This is a genomic window from Chryseobacterium sp. HNCC26DJ238 (assembly GCF_057180465.1).
The window spans coordinates 153497-177749 of the sequence record NZ_JBXUGI010000007.1 but is presented as its reverse complement, the minus strand read 5'-3'; the positions used below and the strand labels follow the sequence as shown (position 1 = coordinate 177749).

Here is a 24253-nt window from a genome sequence, read left to right as displayed (position 1 = left end):
GATTGATATTGGTTAAATTTGATTAAATTTGATAAATTGCAAACTTGAAAATTAGATCCCATTTTATTAATATTTTACATTTATCTCTGATTTTGTGGGGAATATCATTCAATGGGCAAAAGCTTGTGGTTTCAGATAAAATTAACTATCAAGAATTAAGAAAACAGTACGAGAACAAACCTGAAAATGACAGGAGTGCTATACCTCTTATAAATGATTACCTTAAAAAGGCAAAAAAAGAAGGAAATTACAGAAAAATATTTCAGGGATATCAGGATGCTGCTTTTTATTCTGATGACAAAACCAAAAAACTGAAGTATGCAGACAGCTGTGTACAGTATGCTTTACAATCAAAAAACAATGAACTGATCAGCAGTGCATATCTGGAAAAAGGAGTTATCTATTATTTTTTTTACAAGCAGTATCAGCCAGCACTCAATGAATATCTGAAAGCATATGAATATTCTGAAAATATTAAAGATGACTTTTTAAGATATAGAATTATTTATCATTTAGGGGTCGTCAAAAGTTATCTCGGATATTATAGTGATGCTTTAAAGTTATTTAAGGAATGCTCCGCACATTTTGAGCCTCTTACCCGTGCCAATATTCACCCCAATCTTATTTACAACAATAAAAAAGGTTATTTTAACAGCCTTCATCAGCAAATCATCTGCTATGGAAAATTACAGAAGTATCCGAAAAGTGATTCTCTGATAAAGCTGGGATTATCCGCCACATCGATCAGTAATGAGTTTGACTTGGAAAATGCTTACTTCCGTAAAAGTCTCGGAATATCTGACTTCAGAAAAAAAAAATATACGAAAGCCATTGAAAATATATCCATTGCATTACCTCAGTTAAAGAAAATCAATGATTTTACATCAGCCTCTGTAAGCTATTTTTATATTGGGAAAGCCTATCAGGAAATAAAAAAAGAAGAAGTGGCAGTTCCTTACTTTGTAAAAGTAGATTCTATTTTTCAGAAACAACAGTTTATTACACCTGAACTTCGAGAAAATTATGAAAGCCTGATCAATTATTATCACAAAATAAAGAATCCCGGACGAGAATTATACTACACCAAACAGTTACTGATTGCAGATCAAATTCTTACTAAAGATTTCCAATACCTCTCTGATAAAATTCATAAAGAATATGACACCAAAGCTTTACTGGAAAAACAGAAGCATCTGGAAAATAAGAATTCTATTGGATTTTTATCCCTGATTGCTTCATCTATCTTGATTCTCATACTTCTGTTAATCATTATTTACAGAAAAAAGAAAGAAAAAGAAATTCAGAGTAAATACATTGAACTGGGAAAAAGAATCACTAAAGAAGAAAATTCAGAAACAGATCCAACTATCGTGACTGAGCCTGTAAAAGAAAATAAAACAAGTGCTCCAACTCTTGTGATCAATGATATTCTGAAAAAACTGAATGATTTTGAGAAAAAACGGGGCTTTATAAAAAAAGGGATTACCCAACAAGAACTTGCTAAAAATTTCGGTACCAATACGACTTACCTTTCTCAGGTCATCAATGAATATAAGGGTAAAAAATTTAACACTTATCTTAATGAACTCCGTATTATGTATATTACTCAGGAGTTATACCACAATCCTAAATTTCTTGATTATACCATAGAGGGACTTTCAGAAAAGTGCGGCATTTCCTCAAGACAGAATTTTTCTGATTTTTTTAATGAAATCAACGGTATCCGGCCTGCTGATTTTATAAAAAAAAGAAAAGCAGAACTTGAAAACCAGGAACTTTCTACAGATCAGTAAACACTCTACCAGTTTTTCCCATCATTTGTTTGTATTAGTTTCTATACTTCCTTTTTTCCTGCTTAAAGAATCTGGAATCCGTGATTGTTTTTTCTAATATCACAATCTTTCCATTGTGATATTAATCATTAAATTTTATTTTTATCATCCATAGGTGAAATTTATCTTTGCAGTGAATTACAAAATAAATATTATGAAAAAACAAATCTCATTTTGCATTAGTATATTGTTAATGCTATTGGTGTTTTCTTGTGCTACAGAAGAGTTGCGAGACGAAACTTCGCCGGAAAATTTGAATGGAAGCAATCGTTCAGCAAACAAATCAGCTGGTGACGGTCTCTATGATGTGCTGGGACATGGCTACAATGCCGCAGGTGAATATGCAAACGCAACAGCCGCCGGTTTTAAGATTATAGATATTGACAGATTTAAAGTAGAACAAAGCGGCAGACTTATTACTGAAAACACAAATTCTCAGGAGTATGTAGAAGAGTACGGCGAAAATGCCGAAACTTATTCTAAAATGGTTTCTACAAAAATTGATGTAACTGCAGGCATTCCCTTATTCGGGAAAACACTTTCTGTTGGTTTTAACTCCGCATTGACTACAAATAATAAGTTTGACGGCAAATACATCTACGGTAGTTACAACTTATTAATCAAACAGAGAAGATTCAGACTAAATGCAACCAATGATTTGTTAGCTGATTATCTGACACCGGAATTCATTCAGGATCTACAAACTAAAACACCTCAACAGATTGTACAGGATTACGGTACCCATATAGCTGTTGATATTTATACCGGCGCTAAAATGGATGTCTTATTTCAGTCTGAGACAAGCAATCAAAACCGTGAAAAAGCTGCGCGGATAGGTGTAAAAGTAGGAATGAAAAGTATTTTTGATGTAAATGTTAACAATGATGTAAACACTTCAGAAACCAATCAAAACTATTCTAGAAAATTATCATACAGAACGAGAGGTGGAAACCCTTCAATTGGACTTGTAGGTGAAATAAACCTTGACCAGACAAATCCGAAAATTAATTTTGCTGCGTGGCAGAACAGTTCCACAATAAATAATGCTGTGTTAATAGATTTTTCTAACAACGGACTTATTTTACTTTATAATGTAGTAAAAGATGCTGCAAAAAAAGCTCAGTTAAAAGCTTATATTGACCAGTATTTAATTGATAATAAAGTTTTTATGGATTACAAAACAGTTCCTATCTACAGATATTACAATTCATACGGAGATCATTATTATAATCAGTCTTCATCTGCACCTTCAGGATACCACCATGAAGGAATAGAGTTTTACGCATTTTCATTTAAAGTTCCTACTTCTGTCCCTATATATGTATATTACAACCCTGGAAGTGGTGACCATTATTATGCTCATGCTTTGTCTACACCAGGAGGTTATGTATATGAAGGTATTGCTTTTTATGCACACGCTAACAACGTAGCCGGCAGTGTACCGATTTATAAGTACTACAATAGTTATGGAGATCATTTTTATTCAAAATCTCCTTCTACACCCGGAGGTTATCACTCTGAAGGTATCGCATTTTATGCTTATTAAATAATTCCAATATATATCTTATGTAAAAACAGGCTGTCCTTTTTGAGGCAGCCTTTGTTATGACTGATCAAATTTAATCTTTTCAAGGAATTATAATTTTCGTTAGATCGCACATATCTTCCTATTGCCTGTTATTCTACGAAAAACAATTTCAAAGAACTACATCAATTACACATGCAGCTACCTGAGTATAAGCATTCCTGAATACACAAGTACAATCTTGCTTTAGAAAAAATTAACTTTTTATATTGAATATCATTACTCTAATTCTTGATTATACCATAGAAGAACTTTCAGAAAAGTGCGGCATTTCCTCGAGACAGAATTTTTTTGACTTTTTAATGAAATCAACGGTATTTTGATATCAATCCAGGCAATGTTTAAACCTCAAAATAAAATACAGTAGCTATTTTTCAAGATAAAAGAAGAAAGAAATGATTAAGAAAGCAGAATTACCAAAGTTTAAGAATGTAAACAGTCGTCTGTCTGACTTCCAAAAAAATCCGGTTTAATGATTGAACCTTTTTCGTTTTTTGCCATTAAAAGTTAAGATAAAATTATATAAATACATCAAGCTTCTTTTTATCTTATCAAAAAACTTTACCCCCGATTGTCCATTAGGACATACCACAACTTGTAAACCCGAAATAAAAAGGCACAGTATATGCTACTACTAAATCATAACACCCAAAAAAAATTTTATTATGAGAAGTTTACTATGGTTAGTCGCAGTCATTTGTATCATTGTTTGGCTTTTAGGCATGCTTAATGTTGTACCCGGAATCGGTACCAGTTCTTTGGTTCATGTATTATTGGTTATCGCTGTAATTGTGGTACTTTACAATATTATCAGCGGAAGAAAACCGCTTGATTAATTCAAAAACAAGACTATTAAAAAAGTAAAAATACCAACAGAGATCTGTTGGTATTTTCTTTGAAAGTATCTAAAGTAAAAAATAAAAAATCCAGGTTTAATATCCCTCATTCTGTACAAGGTAACCCGGCACACTGGACGCCCCGTCAATAGCAGACTGAGGAATCGGGAACAGTCTTTTCCTTACATCAGCATTGGTTTTTGAAGTATAAGGATCTTCATAGTGTCCGAACCTGATCATATCTGTCCTTCTGGAATATTCCCAGTAAAACTCAAACCCTCGTTCTCTGTAAAGTGTATTTAAATTGATCGAACTCAAAGCAGGAGGCGTTACCGAAGGTCTCGCAGTCCTTGAGGCTCTTACAAAGTTAACATCTACCAGTGCTGCCCCTGAATTTCCTTTTCTCAATTGAGCCTCTGCTCTTATCAGGTAAATATCCGCCAGTCTTAAAAGAACAATATCAGCATTCCCCCTGTTTCGTCCTGTATCTGAAGTTCTGCTGTACTGATATTTTGAAACCCTGTAGCCATCTGCGTAGTCTTTGTTATTTGGATTTTCCAGATCAATATCCAATGTGTGGTTAACATAATTTACAAATCCGTTTCTCTGCTCAATCATCGGATAGATTTTATACTGACCGCTAACCGTCTGGAAAGGCTGTCCGTTGGATGCATTTCTCAATCCCCACTGAATCCCTCTCTGGATTCCCCTGTTGATCTCATACGTTGCACCATTAACCAGAAAATAGTGATTGCCGTCATTTGCAGGGGTAACTCCGGTTAAATTCTTTAAATTTTGCGGAATAATAACATTCTCCTTATAAAATCTCGCATCTGCCTGTGCAGGGTCCGTGCTTCCATACGCCTGAGTCCAGGTATTGTAAAAGTCAGAAGTAATCGCCGGCCCGTCCGTTCCGTTTGCTTTCGGAAAAGCAGCCAGCGGATACTGGCTTCCGGACAGGGACCAATAGCCCAATCTGTTATGAGAAGTCGTCAGATCCTGACGCTGGTCGATTGCAAAGATCAGCTCTTTATTTGTGTGGTTATTATCATCGAAAACTGAAAAATATTCCGGTGCCAGAACAAACAATCCTGAATTGATCACTTTATTGGTATATTCAATAACCTTATCCATATCTGTAGCAGAGAAAACCGGTGTACCATAAGGATTTCTATATACTCCTGCATTCAGGTAAAGCTGAGCTAAAAATCCATTCACAGCTGCCTGCGACATTCTCCCGGGGCCTTTAGAATTATCAAGCTCATTTACTACCGCAAGAAACTCACTTTCAATATAAGTAATCGCTTCCTGCTTTCTTAAAATCTGAGAGTTCTGACCGGTAGCATCTTTTTTAAATGCAATTCCCCAGTAATCAAGCATCAGCATATTATAGTAAGCTCTTAACCCTCTCATCTCAGCAAGTGCTTTTGCCGCATTCATATCAGAAGCAGCAAGAGGCTGCAGCTTTTCGATTGCAGTTACAGTTCTTGAAATCATCAGTGTAAATGCTGACCATGTCTGTTGCACTACAACGTTCGTGGTCGTCGTTGTGTGCTGATGAAGCTCAATGTATTTCCCCCCGTCATACCAGTCATTACCGCTTCCTCGCGGAGGAAGGATGCCCTGATCAGTACTGATCAGCTGAAGTCCGTAATTTTTGGTATGGGTAAATGCATCAGGAAGAGGTCCGTAGGCCGGAGCAACTACAGATTCAACTATATTACCCGCCTGTACTTCCAGGGACTCATCAATGATCTGTTCTGAAAGATCTGTACATCCTACTGCAATAAGAGTGCTTACACTTACTATAGAGACTAAAAATTTATTTTTCATTTTTTCTTTTTTAAGTAATTAGATTAGAATGCTACGTTTACACCAAATACAAAACTTCTTGCTTTTGGATACGTACTGTAATCAATACCAAAGGACTGAATTCCTCCCTGTGAAATACCGGTGTTGATCTCTGGATCAAATCCTGAATATTTGGTGATTACAAATAAATTCTGAGCAGTCACAGAAAATCTGATATTTCTGATATGATCACCGATGCCTAAGATCTTGGGATTTAAATTATATCCTAACGTTGCATTGTTGAGCCTCAGGAAGTCTCCTTTTTCCAGGTATCTTGTAGAAATTACATTTGTATTATTAACACTTTCATTCGGAAACTGGGTAGCAACATCTGTGGTATTATTTGAAATCCCCAATCTTCCTCTGGTAAATAGAGTAGAAGCGGTATTGTTATAGATCATATTTCCGGAAACTCCGTTAAAATTCAATCCGAGATCAAAGTTTTTATAAGCTGCTTTCAGATAAAGGTTATAGGTAAAATCAGGAAGAGCACTTCCTGATGCTACTCTGTCGTTATCCGTAATGATTCCGTCACCGTCTACATCCCTGAAGATGTTGGTTCCGTTTTCGCTTAATCCGATGAATTCTCTCACATAAAAAGTTCCGATGGGCTGCCCGTTGATATATCCGTTAATAACTGCATTGGTCGTTCCAGGACCCTGAGCTTCACCGGTAGTAAGCACCCGGTAGGGTGAATCTTTAACTTCATTTTTAATAAAAGATGCATTTCCTCCGATGCTGTAGCTGAACGCTTTGTTTCTGTCACTGCTGTAATCCAGTGAAAATTCCCATCCTGTATTGTTGATTGATATATTCGGAATATTTTTCCACATCTTTTCAGCCGGTTCGATCGGGTCTGTCGGATTGATTTCCAACAGGATATTATCAGAAACCTTTTTGAAGAAATCTACCGTACCGGTCAGCCTGTTGTTCAGAAATCCGAAATCTACACCGATGTTGGTCTGTGTAGTAACCTCCCACTGAAGATCAGGATTGTTGGCTCTTACTAAATAAACGCCTACAGGATAGTTCCCACTGTCGTTTAAAGGATAGGTTGCCTGCCCACCACCGTCAGAGGCAGATTTGTAGCTTCTTTTGGTAATCTTGCTCGGAATTTCCTGGTTTCCTGTTTTACCCCAGCTTGCCCGCAGCTTAAGGTTGCTTAGCGCACTTACATCAGCTAAGAAATCTTCTTTGATGATATTCCATCCTGCAGCAACTGAAGGAAAGACACCGTATCGGTTGTTTTCGCCGAATTTAGATGATCCGTCCGCTCTTATGGTTGCGGTTAGTAAGTATTTGTCCTGATAACCGTAATTCATTCTTCCGAACCATGACTGCAGTTCATTTTTGTTGGCAGTAACCGATGAGGTTGCATTGGTCTTTCCAGCAGCCGGAATCTGGTACTGTGGTTCTATCCCGTTGATTGGAAAGTTCTCGTAGTACCACCCTCTTGAGGTAAGCATCAGCCTCTGGTAAGAATGACCTGCCATTACATTAAAGTCATGATGGTTAATTTTAAATTTATAGGTAAGGGTATTCTCAACAAGTGTATTGTTGTTTGAGAAATAATTCAGATTTAAATTACCTATTTCCAGAGGAACCGCATTCGGAATATTTTGGATCACGCGGTCCGCACTTGAATAATCTACTCCTAAATTAAGTTTATAGGTTAAGCCTTTAATAATTTCTACCGATGGAGAAAAATTGGCTAAAATCCTGTTGTTATTGGTAAAATCGGTATAAAGATCCTGACGGATCAGAGGATTGAAACCACCGTTGTTAAAAACAGTCGTTGGTGAACCGTTAGTATACGCAGGATAAGTCGGGTTCAGTGTAAGCATGGTAGAAACCATACTTGTCACACTGGGTCTGTCATTTTCAGTTTTTGAGCCGTTGATATTAAAATCAATATTTACTCTTCCGTCAAATGCTTTCTGAGAAACATTTATACGACCTGAATATCTTCTTAATGAACTGTTGTAAAGAATTCCTTCCTGGTCCTCGTAACCTAAAGCTGCATAATAATTAGAATTTTCTGTGGCTCCCGAAGCTGAGAAATTAATATTCGTAGAAATTGCTGTTCGTGTCAGCTCGTCCTGCCAGTCTGTACTGCCCCCCATATCATCAAGCTTCGCTCCGATTGCAGTTACCTGCTTCCTGAATTCATCTGCGCTGAAGACATCCATTTTATTTGCAAGATGAGAAGCAGTAAGTGATGAAGAAAGATTCATTTCCGTTCTTCCCTTTTTCCCTTTCTTCGTTGTAATAACAATAACTCCGTTTGCACCTCTCGCACCGTAAATGGCAGATGCAGACGCATCTTTAAGAACATCCATTGATTCGATGTCCTGCGGGTTAATAAAATTCATAGGATTGTTAGCCACCCCTGTATTACTGTTATCGATTACAAAACCATCAATTACATATAAAGGTGTTGTACCGGAACGTAAACTTCCTACTCCCCGAATGACAATATTCTGATTGGCTCCCGGCTCACCGCTGACATTAGCAACATTGACACCGGCCACCTTTCCCTGTAGGAGTTGCCCTACATTGGCTACCAGACCCTTATTAAAATCTTCGCTTTTTACAGATCCGATCGCTCCGGTAACGTCAGATCTTTTCTGGCTTCCGTATCCTACCATCACTACCTCTTCGATATCTGTCAGTTTATTCCGGAGAATGACCGGATATTTTGTACGGCTGTCAACAGTGATTTTCTGAGTCACATTATCCAACGAAAATTCAAGAACATTTCCTTTCTCAGCATTGATAATAAAGTTTCCTGACGAATCTGTGACTGCAGCAGTCTGAGTCTGAAGGTTTGCCACGCTCACATTTTGCAAAGGGGCTCCTTTTTCATCCTGTACAGTTCCTGAAATCTGCTGCTGTGCAAAAGTAAAACTTACACAACTCATCAGAACTGTCGGTACCAAATAAATACGTTTCATTCTTTTTTTGTGCAAAATTAGGTTTGACAAACCCCGAAATATGTTAATTAAGCTTTAACAAATGAATATAAATAAGTTAACGTAATGTAAATTTTATTGATGAAAATTAAACTTACATCAACTATTACAACGACTATAATCATAATTAACTTCAAATCAACAAACTCACCGTTAACATTGACTTTCAAATACGCAGACCTATTTTTGAAACCGGATTAAAAAGTAATTTTGCACACTGATTTCACGTCAATTAAAATTATAAAAAATTCACCCATTATGAAATTTGGTTACATAATCAGCAAAATAAGAAAGACAGCTGTACTTTCTTTGATTCTTTTTGCAGCAATAATTAAAGCCCAAACACAGAAACCTCTTAATATTATATTTATGATCGGTGACGGGATGGGCGTTTCTCAGGTCACTTCAGCATTCTATTTCGGAAATTCAGAACCCAATTTTCAGAAATTTAAAATCGTTGGTCTTTCAGAGACTTCGTCAACCAGTGACTGGGTGACTGATTCTGCAGCGGGAGCCACTGCGCTTTCTACGGGACAAAAAACGTATAAACGCGCCATCGGCGTAAGCAAGGACTCAATCGCTCTGCCTACAATCCTTGAACAGCTACAGAAAAAAAACTACCAGACCGGGCTTGTGAGTCTGACAAGTATCACACATGCGACACCGGCATCTTATTATGCCCATGTAAAAGACAGAGATCTTCATGAAGACATTGCATTAGATCTCGTAAAAGCTAAAGTCAATTTTTTGGCAGGTGGCGGCCTGAAATTTTTCAACAAAAGAAAAGACGGGAAAAATCTTCTCAATGAATTTGCAAAACTGAATTATAACATCGACACACTAAAACTTTCTAAACCGGTTCAAAATAAAAACAATTTTTATCTGCTGGCACAGGACGAACTTCCGAACAAAGTACAAGGCAGAGGAGATTTTCTACCCGAAGCTACACAAACTGCACTTGATTATCTCTCAAAAAACAACAAACCCTTCTTCCTGATGGTAGAGGGTTCATTTATTGATTGGGGCGGCCATGCTAAAGATGCTGATATGATGGTAAAAGAAGTTTTAGATTTTGACAAGACCATCGGTGTGGTAATGAAATTCATTAAAGAAAATCCAAACACTCTTCTGGTCGTCACTGCAGATCATGAAACCGGAGGTGCCAGTATCGGAAAATTCATGGAAAAAGATGCTGCAGGAAAAGAGAAGAATATTAAAGATAAAGTACAGATCAATTTTATAGACAATCAGCACACTGCTGCTCTTGTTCCTGTCTTTGCAATGGGAAAAAGTCAGGAACTTTTCTCTGGGGTCTATCCCAACAATACGATTTATCACAAACTCCTGGATGCATTAAAAAAATCAGGCATCGAATTTAAATAATTTCTAATATAATTACACGGTATGACCTCATTATTCTACAAGACAGGATTGCTGCTTATCCTTTTAGCAGGACTTCAAATTTCTGCACAAGCTCCGAAGGTTCATTCTCACAATGATTATGAACAGACGGTTCCGTTTTGGTATGCATTAGGAGCAGGAGCATCATCTATTGAAGCGGATGTATTTTTTGAAAACAATGAATTATTTGTCGCTCACGATAAAAATGAAATTTCAAAAGAAAGAACTTTTGAAAATTTATATCTGAAACCTGTCGAACAGGCTCTTGAACTTCATCTAAAAAGATCAGAACCTGTGCAGATCTTAATTGATATCAAAACAGAAGCAAAACCAACTCTTCAGAGAATAGTTTCCGAAATCAAAAAGCATCCGAAATTAACTAAGCAGAAGACATTTACTTTTGTTATATCAGGTAATCAGCCAACACCTGAAGAATACAATATGTATCCGGATTTTATAAAATTCGATTATCAGGAGCTTAAAAAGCTTACACCTCAGCAATGGGATAAAGTAGCCATGATCAGTTTAAATTTTAAAAAATACTCAAACTGGAATGGTAAAGGCGGACTGATAGAGAAAGATCTTCCTGTTGTAAGAGGCATTATTAAAGAAGCCAAAACTTTCAATAGACCTATCCGATTCTGGGGTACTCCGGACTCTAAAACCTCATGGGAATTTTTCGTTAGTGCCGGTGTAGATTACATCAATACTGACAGACCGAAAAACTGCGTTGAATACATTTCAACATTAAAATCGAGAACATTTAAAAATACTTACTTCTCAGAAGTTTACACTCCGAAATTTCTTTACGTTAATAAAAACATTCCGGTTAAAAATGTAATTCTGCTCATCGGTGACGGCAACGGACTATCTCAAATCTCATCATCAGTTTTAGCTAACAGGGGACAACTCACGTTAACACAGCTTAAAAACATCGGTCTCATCAAGACATCATCCACTGATAATTTCTCCACCGATTCTGCAGCCGGGGCATCTGCTTTTGCTACCGGAAAGAAAACTAAAAACAGATTTATCGGCGTAAATCCTGATGGAAAAGCTAATAAAAATATTACAGAAATTTTATCTGAAAAAGGATTTAACACCGGAGTCATCACGACAGATGAAATCGTCGGAGCCACTCCCTCAGCTTTCTACGCCCATCAGAAAGACCGAGGTATGGAACAGGAGATTTCTGGAGACCTTACAAAAAGCAGGCTTACCTTCTTCGCAGCAGGCGGAAGTTCAAAAATTCAGCAACTGCCTCAGTTTACAGTAGCCGAAAAACCGGAAGATATCAGGAAAAACAAAGCAGATCGCCTGGCTTACTATTTTTCAGATAAGGGTGTTCCCTCTGTTTTAAAAGGTCGAGGAAACGTCCTGTCTGAAGTGGTCGAAAATGGATTACAGTATCTGAACGCCAAAAACAAACCTTTCTTTATGATGATTGAAGGTGCCCAAATCGACAGTGGAGGCCACAGCAACAGCACAGGAACCATCGTTACCGAAGGAATAGATTTTGACAGGGCTATTACAAAAGCCATACAGTTTGCCGATCAGAACCCGGGAACACTGATCGTGATTACCGCAGACCACGAAACAGGAGGCTTCAGCATTCCTCATGGAGACCTACAGACAAATACAATAGAGGGAGACTTTACCACGGATGATCATTCCGCCACTCTGATTCCTGTATTTTCTTACGGTCCGCAATCGGATCTTTTTACAGGAGTCTACGAAAACAACGAAATTTTTCATAAAATTTTGAAAGCACTACAGATCGAACCGTAGTTTTAAAAATAAAATCAGGAAATGTTTTACGCAAAATATTCATTCAAATAAAAGATAAGACCTGAAATATTCATTTTTCGGTATAACTTTAATAAAAATTTAAACTAAAAAGTTTGGTGATTCTGAAAATTAAAATTCCGAAAACAGGTCCCGTAATCAATTTGAAATATAAACACCTGAAAACTAAATACTAAAGTCTGAGACAATAAAATAACCGTTATCCGTCGACAAAAAAGACTAAAAAAATGTTTTATCGCAAAGAATTTTATATATTTGCACAATCTAACAATTAAAAAAATAATTTACTATGTCAGACATTGCATCAAGAGTAAAAGCTATCATCGCTGATAAGCTTGACGTTGAAGAAACAGAGGTAACTCCAGAGGCTAGCTTCACAAATGATTTAGGAGCTGACTCACTAGATACCGTTGAGTTAATCATGGAATTTGAAAAAGAATTTAACATTCAGATCCCTGATGACCAAGCTGAAAAAATCACTACAGTAGGGCACGCTATCGCTTACATTGAAGAAGTAGTGAATAAATAATATTCTTCAACTAAAGAAAATTTACAAAGTTTATGGAATTAAAAAGAGTAGTTGTAACCGGTTTTGGCGCCTTAACACCCATCGGTAATAATGCGAATGAATACTGGGAAAGCCTTTTAAAAGGTGAGAGCGGAGCCGCTCCGACTACTCTTTTTGATGCCACAAACTTCAAGACAAGGTTTGCCTGCGAAGTGAAAAACTTCGATCCGCTGGATCATTTCGATAAGAAAGATGCAAAAAAAATGGATCGTAACACTCAACTTGGTATGGTGGCTGCCAGAGAGGCAGTGGCTCATTCAAGGATTATGGAAGACAATGTAGACAAGCACAGAGTCGGAGTAATCTGGGGTTCCGGAATTGGTGGTTTAGAAACTTTTGAAACTGAGGTTTTAGGGTGGGCTAACACGGATATTCCAAGATTTAACCCTTTTTTTATTCCTAAAATGATTGCGGACATTACACCGGGACACATCTCAATAGAGTATGGTTTCCATGGTCCAAATTACACAACTGTTTCCGCTTGTGCTTCATCTGCAAATGCATTGATTGATTCTAAAATGCTGATCCAGTTAGGAAAGGCAGACGTTATTGTTTGCGGAGGCTCTGAAGCTGCCGTTACAGCAAGCGGCGTTGGCGGATTCAATGCGATGATGGCACTTTCTACAAGAAATGAAGATCCTCTTACCGCTTCAAGACCTTTTGACAAAGACAGAGATGGCTTCGTTCTGGGTGAAGGTGCAGGAGCAATCATTCTTGAAGAATATGAACACGCAGTAAAGCGTGGAGCAACAATATATGCAGAATTATTAGGGGGCGGTATGAGTGCAGATGCACATCACATGACAGCACCTCATCCTGAAGGCTTAGGAGCTTATCTGGTAATGAAAAACTGTTTGGATGACGCGGGCTTAACTGCTGATGAAGTAGACCATATCAATATGCATGGTACCTCTACTCCATTAGGAGATCTTGCAGAATCCAGCGCTATTTCAAAACTATTTGGTGAGCATGCTTACAACATTCAGATTAATTCTACAAAATCAATGACAGGACACCTTTTGGGTGCTGCCGGAGTTATTGAAGCTATTGCTGCTTTGGGAACCATTATTCATGGTATTGTTCCTCCTACAATCAATCATTTTACAGATGATGAAAAAATCGACAGCCGATTGGATTTCACATTCAACAAGGCTGTAAAAAAAGATGTGAAAGTAGCTATGAGTAACACTTTTGGATTTGGTGGGCACAACGCTTGCGTTCTATTCAAGAAAATCTAATTATCACTGAATGGAGTTACAGAAATACTTCTCTAAATTCCTTCTCAAACAAAGAAAAAAAGTATTAACGGAAAGAGACTATTTCCTGAGCATTGAGCTTAATAAAATTTTAGGCACTCCTGTTCAGAATATAGATTTTTACCGCGAAGCTTTTTCTATTAAAAATTCTTCTAAAAATCAAGACACTAATTACGAAAGGCTTGAGTTCTTGGGAGACTCTGTTTTGGGTACAATTGTTTCTTGTCATCTATTTCATACTTATCCTAAAGGTAACGAAGGATATATGACCCAGATGAAGTCGAAGATTGTAAATAGAAAGAATTTGAATAAATTAGGAGAAGATTTAAAACTTACCGGTCTTTTACAAAAAAACAACAATTCTGCTGCTTTAGGGGAAAATATTTCAGGAAATCTCTTCGAAGCTTTAGTAGGTGCGGTTTATCTTGACTTCCAATACGATACCTGTAAAAAGATTGTACTGGAGCGACTGCTGACGCCATCAGAAATCAATAAGCTTGAAAATAAAATTGTGAGCTACAAAGGTCTTCTGCTGGAGTGGAGTCAAAAGAAAAAACTAAATATCAGGTATGAAACCTGCGAAGAAATTCAGGTGAACAAAAGTATTGTTTTCCGCTGTCACGTGTGGCTAGGCGATGAAAAGATTGCTAACGCGACCGAGACATCCAAAAAGAAGGCTGAAGAAAAATCGGCGCAGAGAGCATTTTATATTTTAAACAAAAAAGAAAATATTCTTGGAAATCCAAAAACTGTATGATCTTGACGATATAGAATCTGAAGATATTACCATTGGCTTGGTAAGATTAGCCAAAAATATACCCGATCATGAGTTTTTTTTCAAAATAAATCAGGGAAACGATCTTACGTTTTCACGGATCAGAGATCTTATTTACAATGGGATTTACTATGATTACTATTTTCCAAGATTTGAAGCCTACCACAAGTTTACCAAGACCTGTTTTACATTTATTTCAAACAAATCTTCAGAAAGTAAACAAAAAAAGTTACAAACCGAACTCTTCACAGAAGAAGAAAACATTAAATTTTTATTAAATAATCAGACAGAAGTAGAATATATTCTGCACAGTCCGGAACAATTCACTGATTTTTCCGTAATTTTGCTGCCTGAAAATCTTGTGTTTCCAATTCAGGATTACAATCTGAGTTCTGAAGAAGAACTTTATCAAATAATACAGTATTATGAATAAGTATTTAAAGAAGACAAAAATTATTGCAACGCTAGGGCCTGCTTCCTCTTCCAAGGAAGTAATGTTGGGATTGATGAAAGCCGGTGTTGACGTATTTAGAATAAATTTTTCACATGCAGACTACGATTTAGTTCGTACTAATATTCAAACCATCAGAGAACTTAATAAAGAATATGGATATTCCGTTGGAATTCTGGCCGATTTACAGGGACCTAAACTGAGAGTAGGCGTTGTAAAAGAAGGATCTTATCTGAATCCCGGAGATATCCTGACATTTACCAATGAAAAAATCGAAGGAGATTCTACAAAAGTATATATGACTTACCAACAGTTTCCTCAGGACGTGAACGTTGGAGAAAGAATTTTGATTGATGACGGAAAATTGGTTTTGGAAGTTCTTGAAACGAATAAGATTGATACGGTAAAAGCTAAAACTATCCAGGGAGGACCACTGAGTTCCAAAAAAGGAGTTAACCTGCCTAATACCAACGTATCGCTTCCTGCACTGACTGAAAAAGATATTCTGGATGCCAACTTTATGCTTGATATGGAAGTTGACTGGATTGCACTTTCTTTTGTACGCCATGCACAGGATATCGTTGATCTTAAAGAATTGATGTCTAAACATCCTAACGGTAAATTTAAAACACCGATCATTGCAAAGATTGAAAAACCTGAAGGTGTAAAAAATATTGACCAGATCTTATTAGAGTGCGACGGACTGATGGTTGCCCGTGGAGATTTAGGTGTAGAAGTTCCGATGGAAGAAGTTCCGGCGATTCAGAAAACATTAGTAGAAAAAGCAAGATTTTATTCTAAACCTGTGATCATTGCTACCCAGATGATGGAAACCATGATCAACAGTCTTACCCCTACAAGAGCTGAAGTAAATGATGTTGCCAACTCTGTACTTGACGGAGCTGATGCAGTAATGCTTTCCGGTGAGACTTCTGTAGGAAGATATCCGATCCAGGTGGTTGAAAACATGGCAAAAATTGTTCAGAATATCGAGCAGACCAATTTTTATCAGCATAAAAACGAACCGATTGAGAAAGACTTCAACTGTATTGACGAAAGATTTATTACCAACCGTGTTTGTCTGGCTGCAGTAAGAATTGCAAAAAGCACCAATGTTTCTGCGATTGTCACTTTAACCAATTCAGGATATACGGCGTTTCAGATTTCTGCGCACAGACCTAATTCTCATATCATTGTTTACAGTGCCAATAAGAGGGTAATCACGATGTTGAATTTACTCTGGGGAGTTCGTGCCTACCATTATGACATGCACAAATCTACAGACGAAACAATTATCCAGGTGAATATGCTTACGCATAATCACGGCTATATAGAAACAGGAGATTTTGTAATCAATATCAATGCTACTCCATCTTATGAAGGCGGCAAAACGAATACTTTGAGATTAACAACCGTTTAATCTTCATTGACATAAAGAAAAAACTCCCGGAAATCCGGGAGTTTTTTGTTATTTTCCTAAAATGGTTTTTGCCGTCACAAACTCTTTTAGAGCCAGTAAAGAAAGCTCAGTTCCGTAACCCGAGGATTTCGTACCTCCGAAAGGGAATCGGGGATCAGAACTGGTCATTCTGTTGATATTGACAGTTCCGGATTCTAACCCGTTTATAAAAAACTGTTGACGTTCCGTATTTTTGGTCCAGACTGAATTTGATAATCCAAAAGGAATATTGTTAGCCAGTTTCAGAGCTTCATTATCATTCCCGGCAATCATAATCATTCCAAGAGGACCGAATAATTCTTCCTGTAAAATAGGATTTCCCTCTTTGACAATGATTAATCCTGGATTAAATTCATTATCAGAAACTCTTTCCAGAGGGATCAGTGCTTCTGCACCATGATCTAAAGCTTTCTGATATTGTTTTTCAAGGTCATCCGCCAGATCGGCTCTTGCCATCCCTCCCAATTTTGTATCTTTATTCATTGGGTCTGCCGGAGTGTATTTTTTATATTCTTCTATAAATTTTGGAAGGAAGTCAAATTCGATATTTTCCTGAATAATAAATCTTTTTGCTGCCACGCATGTCTGCCCGCAGTTTTGTAACCGTGCCAACGCACCAACTTTTGCAGCTTCATCAAGATCGGCATCGTCTAAAACAATAAAAGCGTCACTTCCACCCAACTCAAGTAGGGATTTCTTGATCTTCTGCCCTGCAATAGATGCGACCTCAGCACCTGCTTTTTCACTTCCGGTAAGACTTACACCTTTGATCAGAGGATGCTCAAGAATCTCTTTTACTTCTTTGTGCCCCACTTCAAGATTCTGAAAAACACCTTTCGGAAAACCTGCTTCCAAAAATATTTTTTCAATAGCGTCTCCACTTCCAAAACAGATAGAGGCATGTTTAAGAACTACTGTATTTCCTGCCAGTATTGCAGGTGTTGCAAATCTCAAAACCTGCCAGAAGGGAAAATTCCAGGGCATTACTCCCAGGATCACCCCTTTCGGCACATAATGAATTTCAGAAATAGAATATTCAGAATCAATTTTTTCAGGCTGCAGAACGTTGTCTGCTTCTGCATAATAACCCATCATTAAAGCACACTTTTCCACTTCCGAAATAGATTGTGAAATGGGCTTGTTCATTTCTTTCGTTATGATCGCACCAAATTCTTCTGATTGAAATTTAAATAATTCAGCGGCTTTTGCTATTAATTTCTGTCTGTCTCCGAAGGAAAAATTTTTCCAGACTTTAAAAGCATCATCAGCTTTTAAGAGTTTATTTTCTATTGATTGTTCCATACTAATTTGATCAAAAATTCTAAACGAATTTGCTGCCTTTAGAAAAAGCAGCTGTAAAGCAACAAAATATGTTTCTCAGTAACATAAAAAAAAGGATGATAATTTCTATTGATTACATTAATCCTTTAAATCATCAGCCATTCGTTTACCAGGCTTGCCGCCAGTTTTGCCGTTCTGTCCTGAATATCAAATTCGGGATTGACTTCAGCAACATCAAGAGCGATCAGCTTATTACTTTTCAGAATATGTTTGTAAAAATGCATAAAAGCTGCATCTGCAAATATTCCGTTATAAGCTGCAGCTGAAACTCCCGGAGCAATTGATGCATTGAAAACATCCATACAAATGGTTAAGTAGAGAACATCTACGGATTCCACTAGCTCGGTGATACGTTCATAAACTGACGGAAGGTTTTCAAAAAACAATTCATCTGCCAAAATATATTTCATTCCCAAATGATGAGCGGTATCAAATAATTTCAGCGTATTTGAATTTCTCTGAATCCCAATATGTAATGTATAATTATTTTCATCCTGTACAATCTGCCAGAATCCAGTTCCCGAACTCGCTCCGATTCCATCTTCAGGTTTTCGGTTATCAAAATGAGCATCAATATTAATAATCCCGATTTTTTTATCAGGAAAAGCATTCCTGATTCCTGAATAATGGGCATAGGTCAACTCATGTCCCCCGCCCAAGACCAAAGATTTTCCACCTTTAGCAAGAACCTTCGATACTTTTTCCGCCAAATCATATTGAGCGCTTTCCAGGTCTTCGTCATTACAGGTAACATTTCCAAAATCAAGCATCGAAAAATCCGGAAAGATCACCGGAAAATTAACCATGTTTTTTCTGATTACATCGGGTGCATTTTTCGCACCTGTTCTTCCTTTATTTCTTCTTACCCCTTCATCAACAGAAAACCCGTGTAAAACGAAATCATTCGTTGAAACAAGATCGTAATTATTTACTTCCTGTACCCTTTGAAAAATCCTGTGGTGCAAAGGTTCATCACCGTCTAATCTTCCTTGCCAGATCATATTCATTAATTTTGATTTAAATTGTAGCGTTCAAAACTTTGCCAGTACTTGTCTTTATAAATTTCAAGTGACATCTTGTATTCGGGATATTCTTTTATGATTTTCTGAAGAATTTTTGATGCTGACCTGAAATCTTTACCTGCAAAGTAAGTCTCTTTTACATTATCTGCACTTTCTCTGCCAATGTATAAATTTCCGTCTTCAATTTTCATTTCATTCATCATCTGCTCTTCGATCTTATTCAATTTTTCGTAGTCTTCCCTAGCAGGAAGACCGTTATTATCTTTTCCGTCGTAATAACTTTTCACGACCGAGATCCATGGATAAGAAGCTTTTGAATCATATTCCAGCAACGAGGTATTAACGGTTGCAATGAGAGGAAGACCATTTTGAAGGCTGGCTTCAAAAACGGAAAATTTATCCTCGTCATCATAACTTTTTATATTGCCATATTTTTCTGTGAATTCTCTTTCTCTCCACTGCAGATAATCTTTCAGCTTGGCCAACGGGATGAGATCACTGATTGCCTCGCTTTTATCTATAACATTAAAGGTATCAATCTGTGTTGCAAAATTTAATTCACCTAAAAAGTTATCTAAAAATATACAGACCCCAGTGACTACGGAATTTTTATTATCAGAATTTATTGCATCGTAAACAAAGGTTATATCAATTTCATCCGGATAACCTTCAATCTCATTGGCATAAAAGTGAATATTATCTGTAGTGAATTTGTTACCGTCCATCTGAATTCCACTGTCCAGATTCATTTCAGGCTTTAATGCCGTAAATTTCCAATGCTGTAATTTTGGAGCAGAAGCGATAATTTCTTCAGCAAATACGATGTTTTTTATTTCACCCTCTGCGGTAATGATCAGTTCTGCAGTTGTCTCATTACTCATTCCTGCAAGAAAATAAAAGCCTTCGTTGATCCGGCGAAGTTGAGAAGAAATCAAATCAAAAAAACCGGTTTCAACATTCTCCCGGTTTTTCACAACTTTATAAAAATCATCTTCCTTCGTCAGAAACCAGTTCCAGAAATCCTGATAAGTCTCTATCTTCTGATCACTGTTTTCACTTTTTCTTTTAAAAGCCTTATCAAAAATGCCCATCTTACTTTATTTTATCTCCATTAATATAGACATTCTCAGCCTTTAAACTTCCCTGATAATAAAGTACATTCTGAAAATTATCTGTTTTGTAGCTTACGAAATCAGCTTTAAAACCTTTTACCAGTCTACCTCTGTCTTGTAAACCCAGTGCAAAAGCAGATCGAAAGGTCATCCCCGCCAAAACTTCTGCAGTTGTTAACTTTTCATATGTTGCCAAAATTGAGGCCTGCGTAATTAAATTTCCCATAGGGGCCGAACCGGGATTCCAGTCACTTGCTATTGCCAGAATAGCACCGGCATCCAAAAGTTTCCTCGCCGGGGTAAATTTTTCTCCTAATCCTAAACTGGCTCCGGGAAGTGCTGTAGCAACAGTATCTGACTGAGCCAGAAACAGAATATCTTCGTCAGCAGTTGCTTCCAGGTGATCAGCAGATTTCGCTCCCACTTCAACCGCAATTCTCGAACTTCCAGGTGTAAACTGATCTGCATGAACTGTAATTTCAAAACCTAAATTTTTAGTTTTTAACAAAAAATCTTTGCTTTCATCTGGCTGAAAAGCTGATTTCTCAATGAAAATATCAACTCTTCCGGAGAGGTTCTCTTGTTTGACTTTTGGTAAAATTTCAGTCAGAATGTAATCCAAATATGCTTTGTTATCACCTTCAAAATCTCTCGGTTTCAAATGTGCCGAAAGACATGTCGAAATGAGTGTAGCATGAGTCTGTGACTGTGCAATTTTAATGATCCTGAGCATTTTCAATTCACTGTCTACATTTAAGCCGTAACCACTTTTCACTTCAATGGTCGTAATTCCTAAAGAAATTAATATGTCTATTCTTTTTAGTAAGCTTTGAAGCAGTTCCAACTCCGTCGCATTTCTTGTATGTTGTACAGAGCTCCAGATACCGCCTCCGTTTTCTGCAATTTCAAGATAAGTTTTTCCTGCATTCCGCATTGCAAAATCATTGGCCCGGTTTCCTCCAAAACAGATATGGGTATGAGAATCAACAAAAGCCGGCATAATGATCTGTTCTCCTTCTACAGATTCAATCTGTATATTTTCGTGCTCAGATTTTAATGTCTCAAAGTTTCCTATATCTTGAACAGTACCGTTATTTACGATAATTCCACCGTCAATAATTACTTCTAGTTGTTCATCAGAAAGTTTTCCTCTTAAAGAAAGGTTGGCAAGTGTTACTACCTGCGTGAAAGGTCCGATTAATTTCATTTGTATAGTTTAAAAGCTAAAGTTCAGATCAATAATGTTTATCATCGTACTCTGCAACGGATATTTGAAGTTGACAGTATAAGCATCAGATTGATCTTTCAAAAGAATTCCGGCTCAAAAACCAGGCTAAGTGTTCCAAAGCATAATTCTATTTTCAAAAATACTTAAAATATCTCTTGTTCTCAAATCTTAATTTTACTCTGTCACAGTCATGAAACCCTGACCTAAATTTCTTATCTTTGAAGTAAATGAAATGAATTAATGCCAGATTTTTTACATCCTGATAAGGAAAATTATTCCGATGACGAACTCGTACAGGAAGAAAAAATTCGTCCGCAGAGTTTTAAAGATTTTGCCGGACAGAGAAAAACGTTAGAAAACCTGGAGGTTTTTGTGGCTGCTGCAAAGAATCGTGGCGGTGCGCTTGATCATGTGCTTCTCCATGGTCCCCCGGGTTTAGGTAAAACTACTTTATCCAATATTATCGCAAACGAACTGGGTGTAAACTGTAAAATCACTTCAGGTCCTGTTTTGGACAAACCGGGAAGTTTAGCAGGTCTTCTTACCAATCTGGAAGAAAATGATGTTCTGTTTATTGATGAAATCCACCGTCTTTCTCCGATTGTCGAGGAATACCTTTATTCTGCAATGGAAGATTACAAAATCGACATCATGCTGGAAACGGGTCCAAATGCAAGAAGTGTACAGATCAGTTTAAATCCGTTTACGTTAGTGGGTGCAACAACCAGAAGCGGAATGCTGACAAAACCAATGTTAGCGAGATTCGGAATTCAGAGCAGACTGGAATATTATTCTGTAGAGCTTCTTTCAACCATCATTATAAGAAGTGCCAGAGTTTTGGGAGTTACCATTTATGAAGATGCAGCTATTGAAATAGCAAGAAGAAGCCGAGGTACACCTAGAATTGCCAACGCTTTACTGAGGAGGGTACGCGATTTTGCAGAGATCAAAGGAAATGGAGAAATTGAAATCAATATCACAACCTACGCTTTAAATTCTTTAAATGTAGATGAATTTGGTTTAGATGAAATGGATAATAAAATCATGCGGGTAATGATTGAGAATTTCAAGGGGAAACCTGTTGGAATTTCTGCTTTGGCAACTTCAATTGCTGAAAATCCTGAAACGCTGGAAGAAGTATATGAACCGTTTTTAATTCAGGAAGGTTTCATCATCAGAACGCCAAGAGGACGTGAGGTAACAGAGAAAGCTTACCGACATCTGAATATAGCCATTCCAAGAAATCCGGGAGAATTATTTTAATACAATGTTTATACCTAAGATCTATAAAAGTGAAGATGAGCATCTGATGAAAAAAATTATCAGTGAAAATGCGTTTGCCTTATTAATCTCGTCAAAAGAAAAAATAAGAGCAACGCATTCTATGATGCTGCTGAATGAAGAAGATCCTGACCGTTCATTTATTGAAACCCATATCTCAAGAGCCAATCCGCAGGCAAAAACTTTAAACAATGAAGACGAAGTCCTCTGTGATTTTTTAGGAGCGCATGCTTATATTTCCAGCAGCTGGTATGATCATCTCAACGTTTCGACCTGGAATTATGAAGCAGTACAGATTTCCGGAAAAATCGAGCTCATGAATCAGGATGAGCTTTATAACCATCTCGAAAAACTAACTGCAAAGTATGAACAGCCTCAAAAGTGTCCGGTCTTTGTCAAAGATATGGACAAAGAGTTTATAGAGAAAGAAATAAAAGGAGCTTTAGGAATTAAAATATTCCCAACGGAAATTTACATCAATCAAAAGCTTTCTCAAAACAGAAAAGAACGGGATTATCAGAATATTATTTTAAATTTAGAAAATTCTGAAGATGAAAACAGCAAAAAAATTGCTGATCAAATGAAATCAATACAAAATCAAATAACAATATGAAACTATATCCTATCCAGTGTGGAAAATTCAAGCTCGACGGCGGAGCGATGTTTGGAGTCGTCCCAAAAAGCCTATGGGAAAAAACGAATCCGGCAGACGAAAGAAACCTGATTGAATTGGGAACACGTTCTTTACTAATAGAAGACGGGAAAAAGCTGATCCTCGTGGACTGTGGTCTCGGCAATAAGCAGGATGATAAATTTTTTGGTCATTATTCACTGTGGGGCGATGATCATTTAGATAAAAATTTACAGAAATACGGTTTTGTAAAAGAAGATATTACGGATGTTTTTTTAACTCATTTACATTTTGACCATTGCGGTGGTGCTATTGAATGGAATGATGACAGAACAGGTTACCGGCCTGCTTTTAAAAACGCTCAGTTCTGGACTAACGAAAATCACTGGCAATGGGCAACAGAACCTAATGCAAGAGAAAAGGCAAGCTTTCTCAAAGAAAACATTCTTCCCATTCAGGAAAGCGGGCAACTGGGGTTTTTACCGCTCCCTGCCACTGGAAATTACGGATTCAGTCCTGACCTTAAGATGGATATTATATTTGTTGACGGCCATACCGAGAAGCAAATGCTTCCGGTAATACAATATCAGGAAAAAACAATTGTGTTTGCAGCCGATCTTATTCCGACAGCAGGTCACATTCCACAAGTATATGTGATGGGTTATGACACCAGACCATTGCTGACCATAGAAGAAAAAGCCAGATTTCTGAAACAATGCGTTGACAATGATTATTTACTCTTTTTTGAACATGATGCCCACAATGAACTGGCCAGTCTAAAAATGACCGAAAAAGGAGTTCGGTTAGATGAAACATTTAGCTTTAATGAAGTTTTTGGTTATTAAT

The 24253-nt window shown here is 37.2% G+C and carries 19 protein-coding genes; 13 read left to right on the top strand and 6 right to left on the bottom strand.

Annotation, left to right across the window (positions count from 1 at the left end; all coding sequences use genetic code 11):
• Positions 1–44: 44 nt before the first annotated feature.
• From AC2A07_RS08810 to AC2A07_RS08800, 3 genes are all read left to right on the top strand, one after another.
• A complete protein-coding gene (locus AC2A07_RS08810; RefSeq protein ID WP_484050082.1) occupies positions 45–1793 on the top strand; it encodes a helix-turn-helix domain-containing protein in 1749 nt (582 codons plus the stop codon).
• Positions 1794–1986: 193 nt separating this feature from the next.
• Positions 1987–3378 carry an MAC/perforin domain-containing protein gene (locus tag AC2A07_RS08805; protein WP_314495540.1) on the top strand — a complete coding sequence of 464 codons (1392 nt, stop codon included), beginning with the start codon at positions 1987–1989 and terminating at the stop codon, positions 3376–3378.
• A gap of 704 nt (positions 3379–4082) precedes the next feature.
• Positions 4083–4253 carry a lmo0937 family membrane protein gene (locus tag AC2A07_RS08800; protein ID WP_050377453.1) on the top strand — a complete coding sequence of 57 codons (171 nt, stop codon included), beginning with the start codon at positions 4083–4085 and terminating at the stop codon, positions 4251–4253.
• 96 nt (positions 4254–4349) lie between these two features.
• Here AC2A07_RS08800 and AC2A07_RS08795 read toward each other — a convergent pair whose 3' ends face one another.
• Positions 4350–6086: a RagB/SusD family nutrient uptake outer membrane protein gene (locus tag AC2A07_RS08795; protein WP_484050081.1), complete on the bottom strand. Its 1737-nt coding sequence runs from the start codon at positions 6084–6086 to the stop codon at positions 4350–4352.
• A gap of 23 nt (positions 6087–6109) precedes the next feature.
• The gene (locus AC2A07_RS08790; protein WP_484050080.1) at positions 6110–9058 is read right to left on the bottom strand and encodes a SusC/RagA family TonB-linked outer membrane protein; all 2949 of its coding nucleotides are present in this window, start codon (positions 9056–9058) and stop codon (positions 6110–6112) included.
• A 276-nt stretch (positions 9059–9334) separates the two neighbouring features.
• Between AC2A07_RS08790 and AC2A07_RS08785 the strand changes: the two genes are divergently transcribed.
• The 7 genes from AC2A07_RS08785 (at position 9335) to pyk (ending at position 16753) form a co-directional block, all read left to right on the top strand.
• Positions 9335–10459, top strand: coding sequence for an alkaline phosphatase (locus AC2A07_RS08785; RefSeq protein ID WP_484050079.1), 1125 nt, complete (start codon positions 9335–9337; stop codon positions 10457–10459).
• Positions 10460–10480: 21 nt separating this feature from the next.
• Positions 10481–12265 carry an alkaline phosphatase gene (locus AC2A07_RS08780; protein ID WP_484050078.1) on the top strand — a complete coding sequence of 595 codons (1785 nt, stop codon included), beginning with the start codon at positions 10481–10483 and terminating at the stop codon, positions 12263–12265.
• Positions 12266–12572: 307 nt separating this feature from the next.
• Positions 12573–12812, top strand: coding sequence for an acyl carrier protein (locus AC2A07_RS08775; RefSeq protein WP_002976354.1), 240 nt, complete (start codon positions 12573–12575; stop codon positions 12810–12812).
• 32 nt (positions 12813–12844) lie between these two features.
• A complete protein-coding gene (fabF, locus tag AC2A07_RS08770; protein WP_484050077.1) occupies positions 12845–14089 on the top strand; it encodes a beta-ketoacyl-ACP synthase II in 1245 nt (414 codons plus the stop codon).
• 10 nt (positions 14090–14099) lie between these two features.
• Complete coding sequence (locus AC2A07_RS08765; RefSeq protein ID WP_484050076.1) at positions 14100–14864, top strand: ribonuclease III family protein; 765 nt, start codon at positions 14100–14102, stop codon at positions 14862–14864.
• A complete protein-coding gene (locus AC2A07_RS08760) occupies positions 14842–15315 on the top strand; it encodes an IPExxxVDY family protein (protein WP_484050075.1) in 474 nt (157 codons plus the stop codon). The genes AC2A07_RS08765 and AC2A07_RS08760 overlap by 23 nt, the downstream gene beginning before the upstream one ends.
• Positions 15308–16753, top strand: a complete 1446-nt coding sequence (gene pyk / locus AC2A07_RS08755) for a pyruvate kinase (protein WP_314495493.1) — start codon at positions 15308–15310, stop codon at positions 16751–16753. Before AC2A07_RS08760 ends, pyk begins: the two co-directional genes overlap by 8 nt.
• A 48-nt stretch (positions 16754–16801) precedes the next feature.
• Here the strand turns inward: pyk and AC2A07_RS08750 are convergent, their stop codons facing one another.
• From AC2A07_RS08750 to hutI, 4 genes are all read right to left on the bottom strand, one after another.
• Complete coding sequence (locus AC2A07_RS08750) at positions 16802–18094, bottom strand: aldehyde dehydrogenase family protein (protein WP_484050074.1); 1293 nt, start codon at positions 18092–18094, stop codon at positions 16802–16804.
• Positions 18095–18219: 125 nt separating this feature from the next.
• Positions 18220–19140 (bottom strand): formimidoylglutamase, encoded by a 921-nt coding sequence (hutG, locus tag AC2A07_RS08745; protein ID WP_484050073.1) that lies wholly within the window; start codon positions 19138–19140, stop codon positions 18220–18222.
• A complete protein-coding gene (locus AC2A07_RS08740) occupies positions 19140–20246 on the bottom strand; it encodes a DUF695 domain-containing protein (RefSeq protein ID WP_484050072.1) in 1107 nt (368 codons plus the stop codon). Before AC2A07_RS08740 ends, hutG begins: the two co-directional genes overlap by 1 nt.
• A 1-nt stretch (position 20247) precedes the next feature.
• Positions 20248–21474, bottom strand: a complete 1227-nt coding sequence (hutI, locus tag AC2A07_RS08735) for an imidazolonepropionase (protein WP_484050071.1) — start codon at positions 21472–21474, stop codon at positions 20248–20250.
• Positions 21475–21735: 261 nt separating this feature from the next.
• On the opposite strand from hutI, the gene ruvB reads away from it, so the two are divergent.
• From ruvB to AC2A07_RS08720, 3 genes are read left to right on the top strand one after another with little or no spacing between them, the layout of a single operon-like run.
• Positions 21736–22758, top strand: coding sequence for a Holliday junction branch migration DNA helicase RuvB (ruvB, locus tag AC2A07_RS08730; protein WP_314495484.1), 1023 nt, complete (start codon positions 21736–21738; stop codon positions 22756–22758).
• A 4-nt stretch (positions 22759–22762) separates the two neighbouring features.
• Positions 22763–23389: an FMN-binding negative transcriptional regulator gene (locus AC2A07_RS08725; protein ID WP_484050070.1), complete on the top strand. Its 627-nt coding sequence runs from the start codon at positions 22763–22765 to the stop codon at positions 23387–23389.
• Positions 23386–24252: an MBL fold metallo-hydrolase gene (locus AC2A07_RS08720; protein ID WP_484050069.1), complete on the top strand. Its 867-nt coding sequence runs from the start codon at positions 23386–23388 to the stop codon at positions 24250–24252. Before AC2A07_RS08725 ends, AC2A07_RS08720 begins: the two co-directional genes overlap by 4 nt.
• The last annotated feature ends 1 nt before the right edge of the window (position 24253 follow it).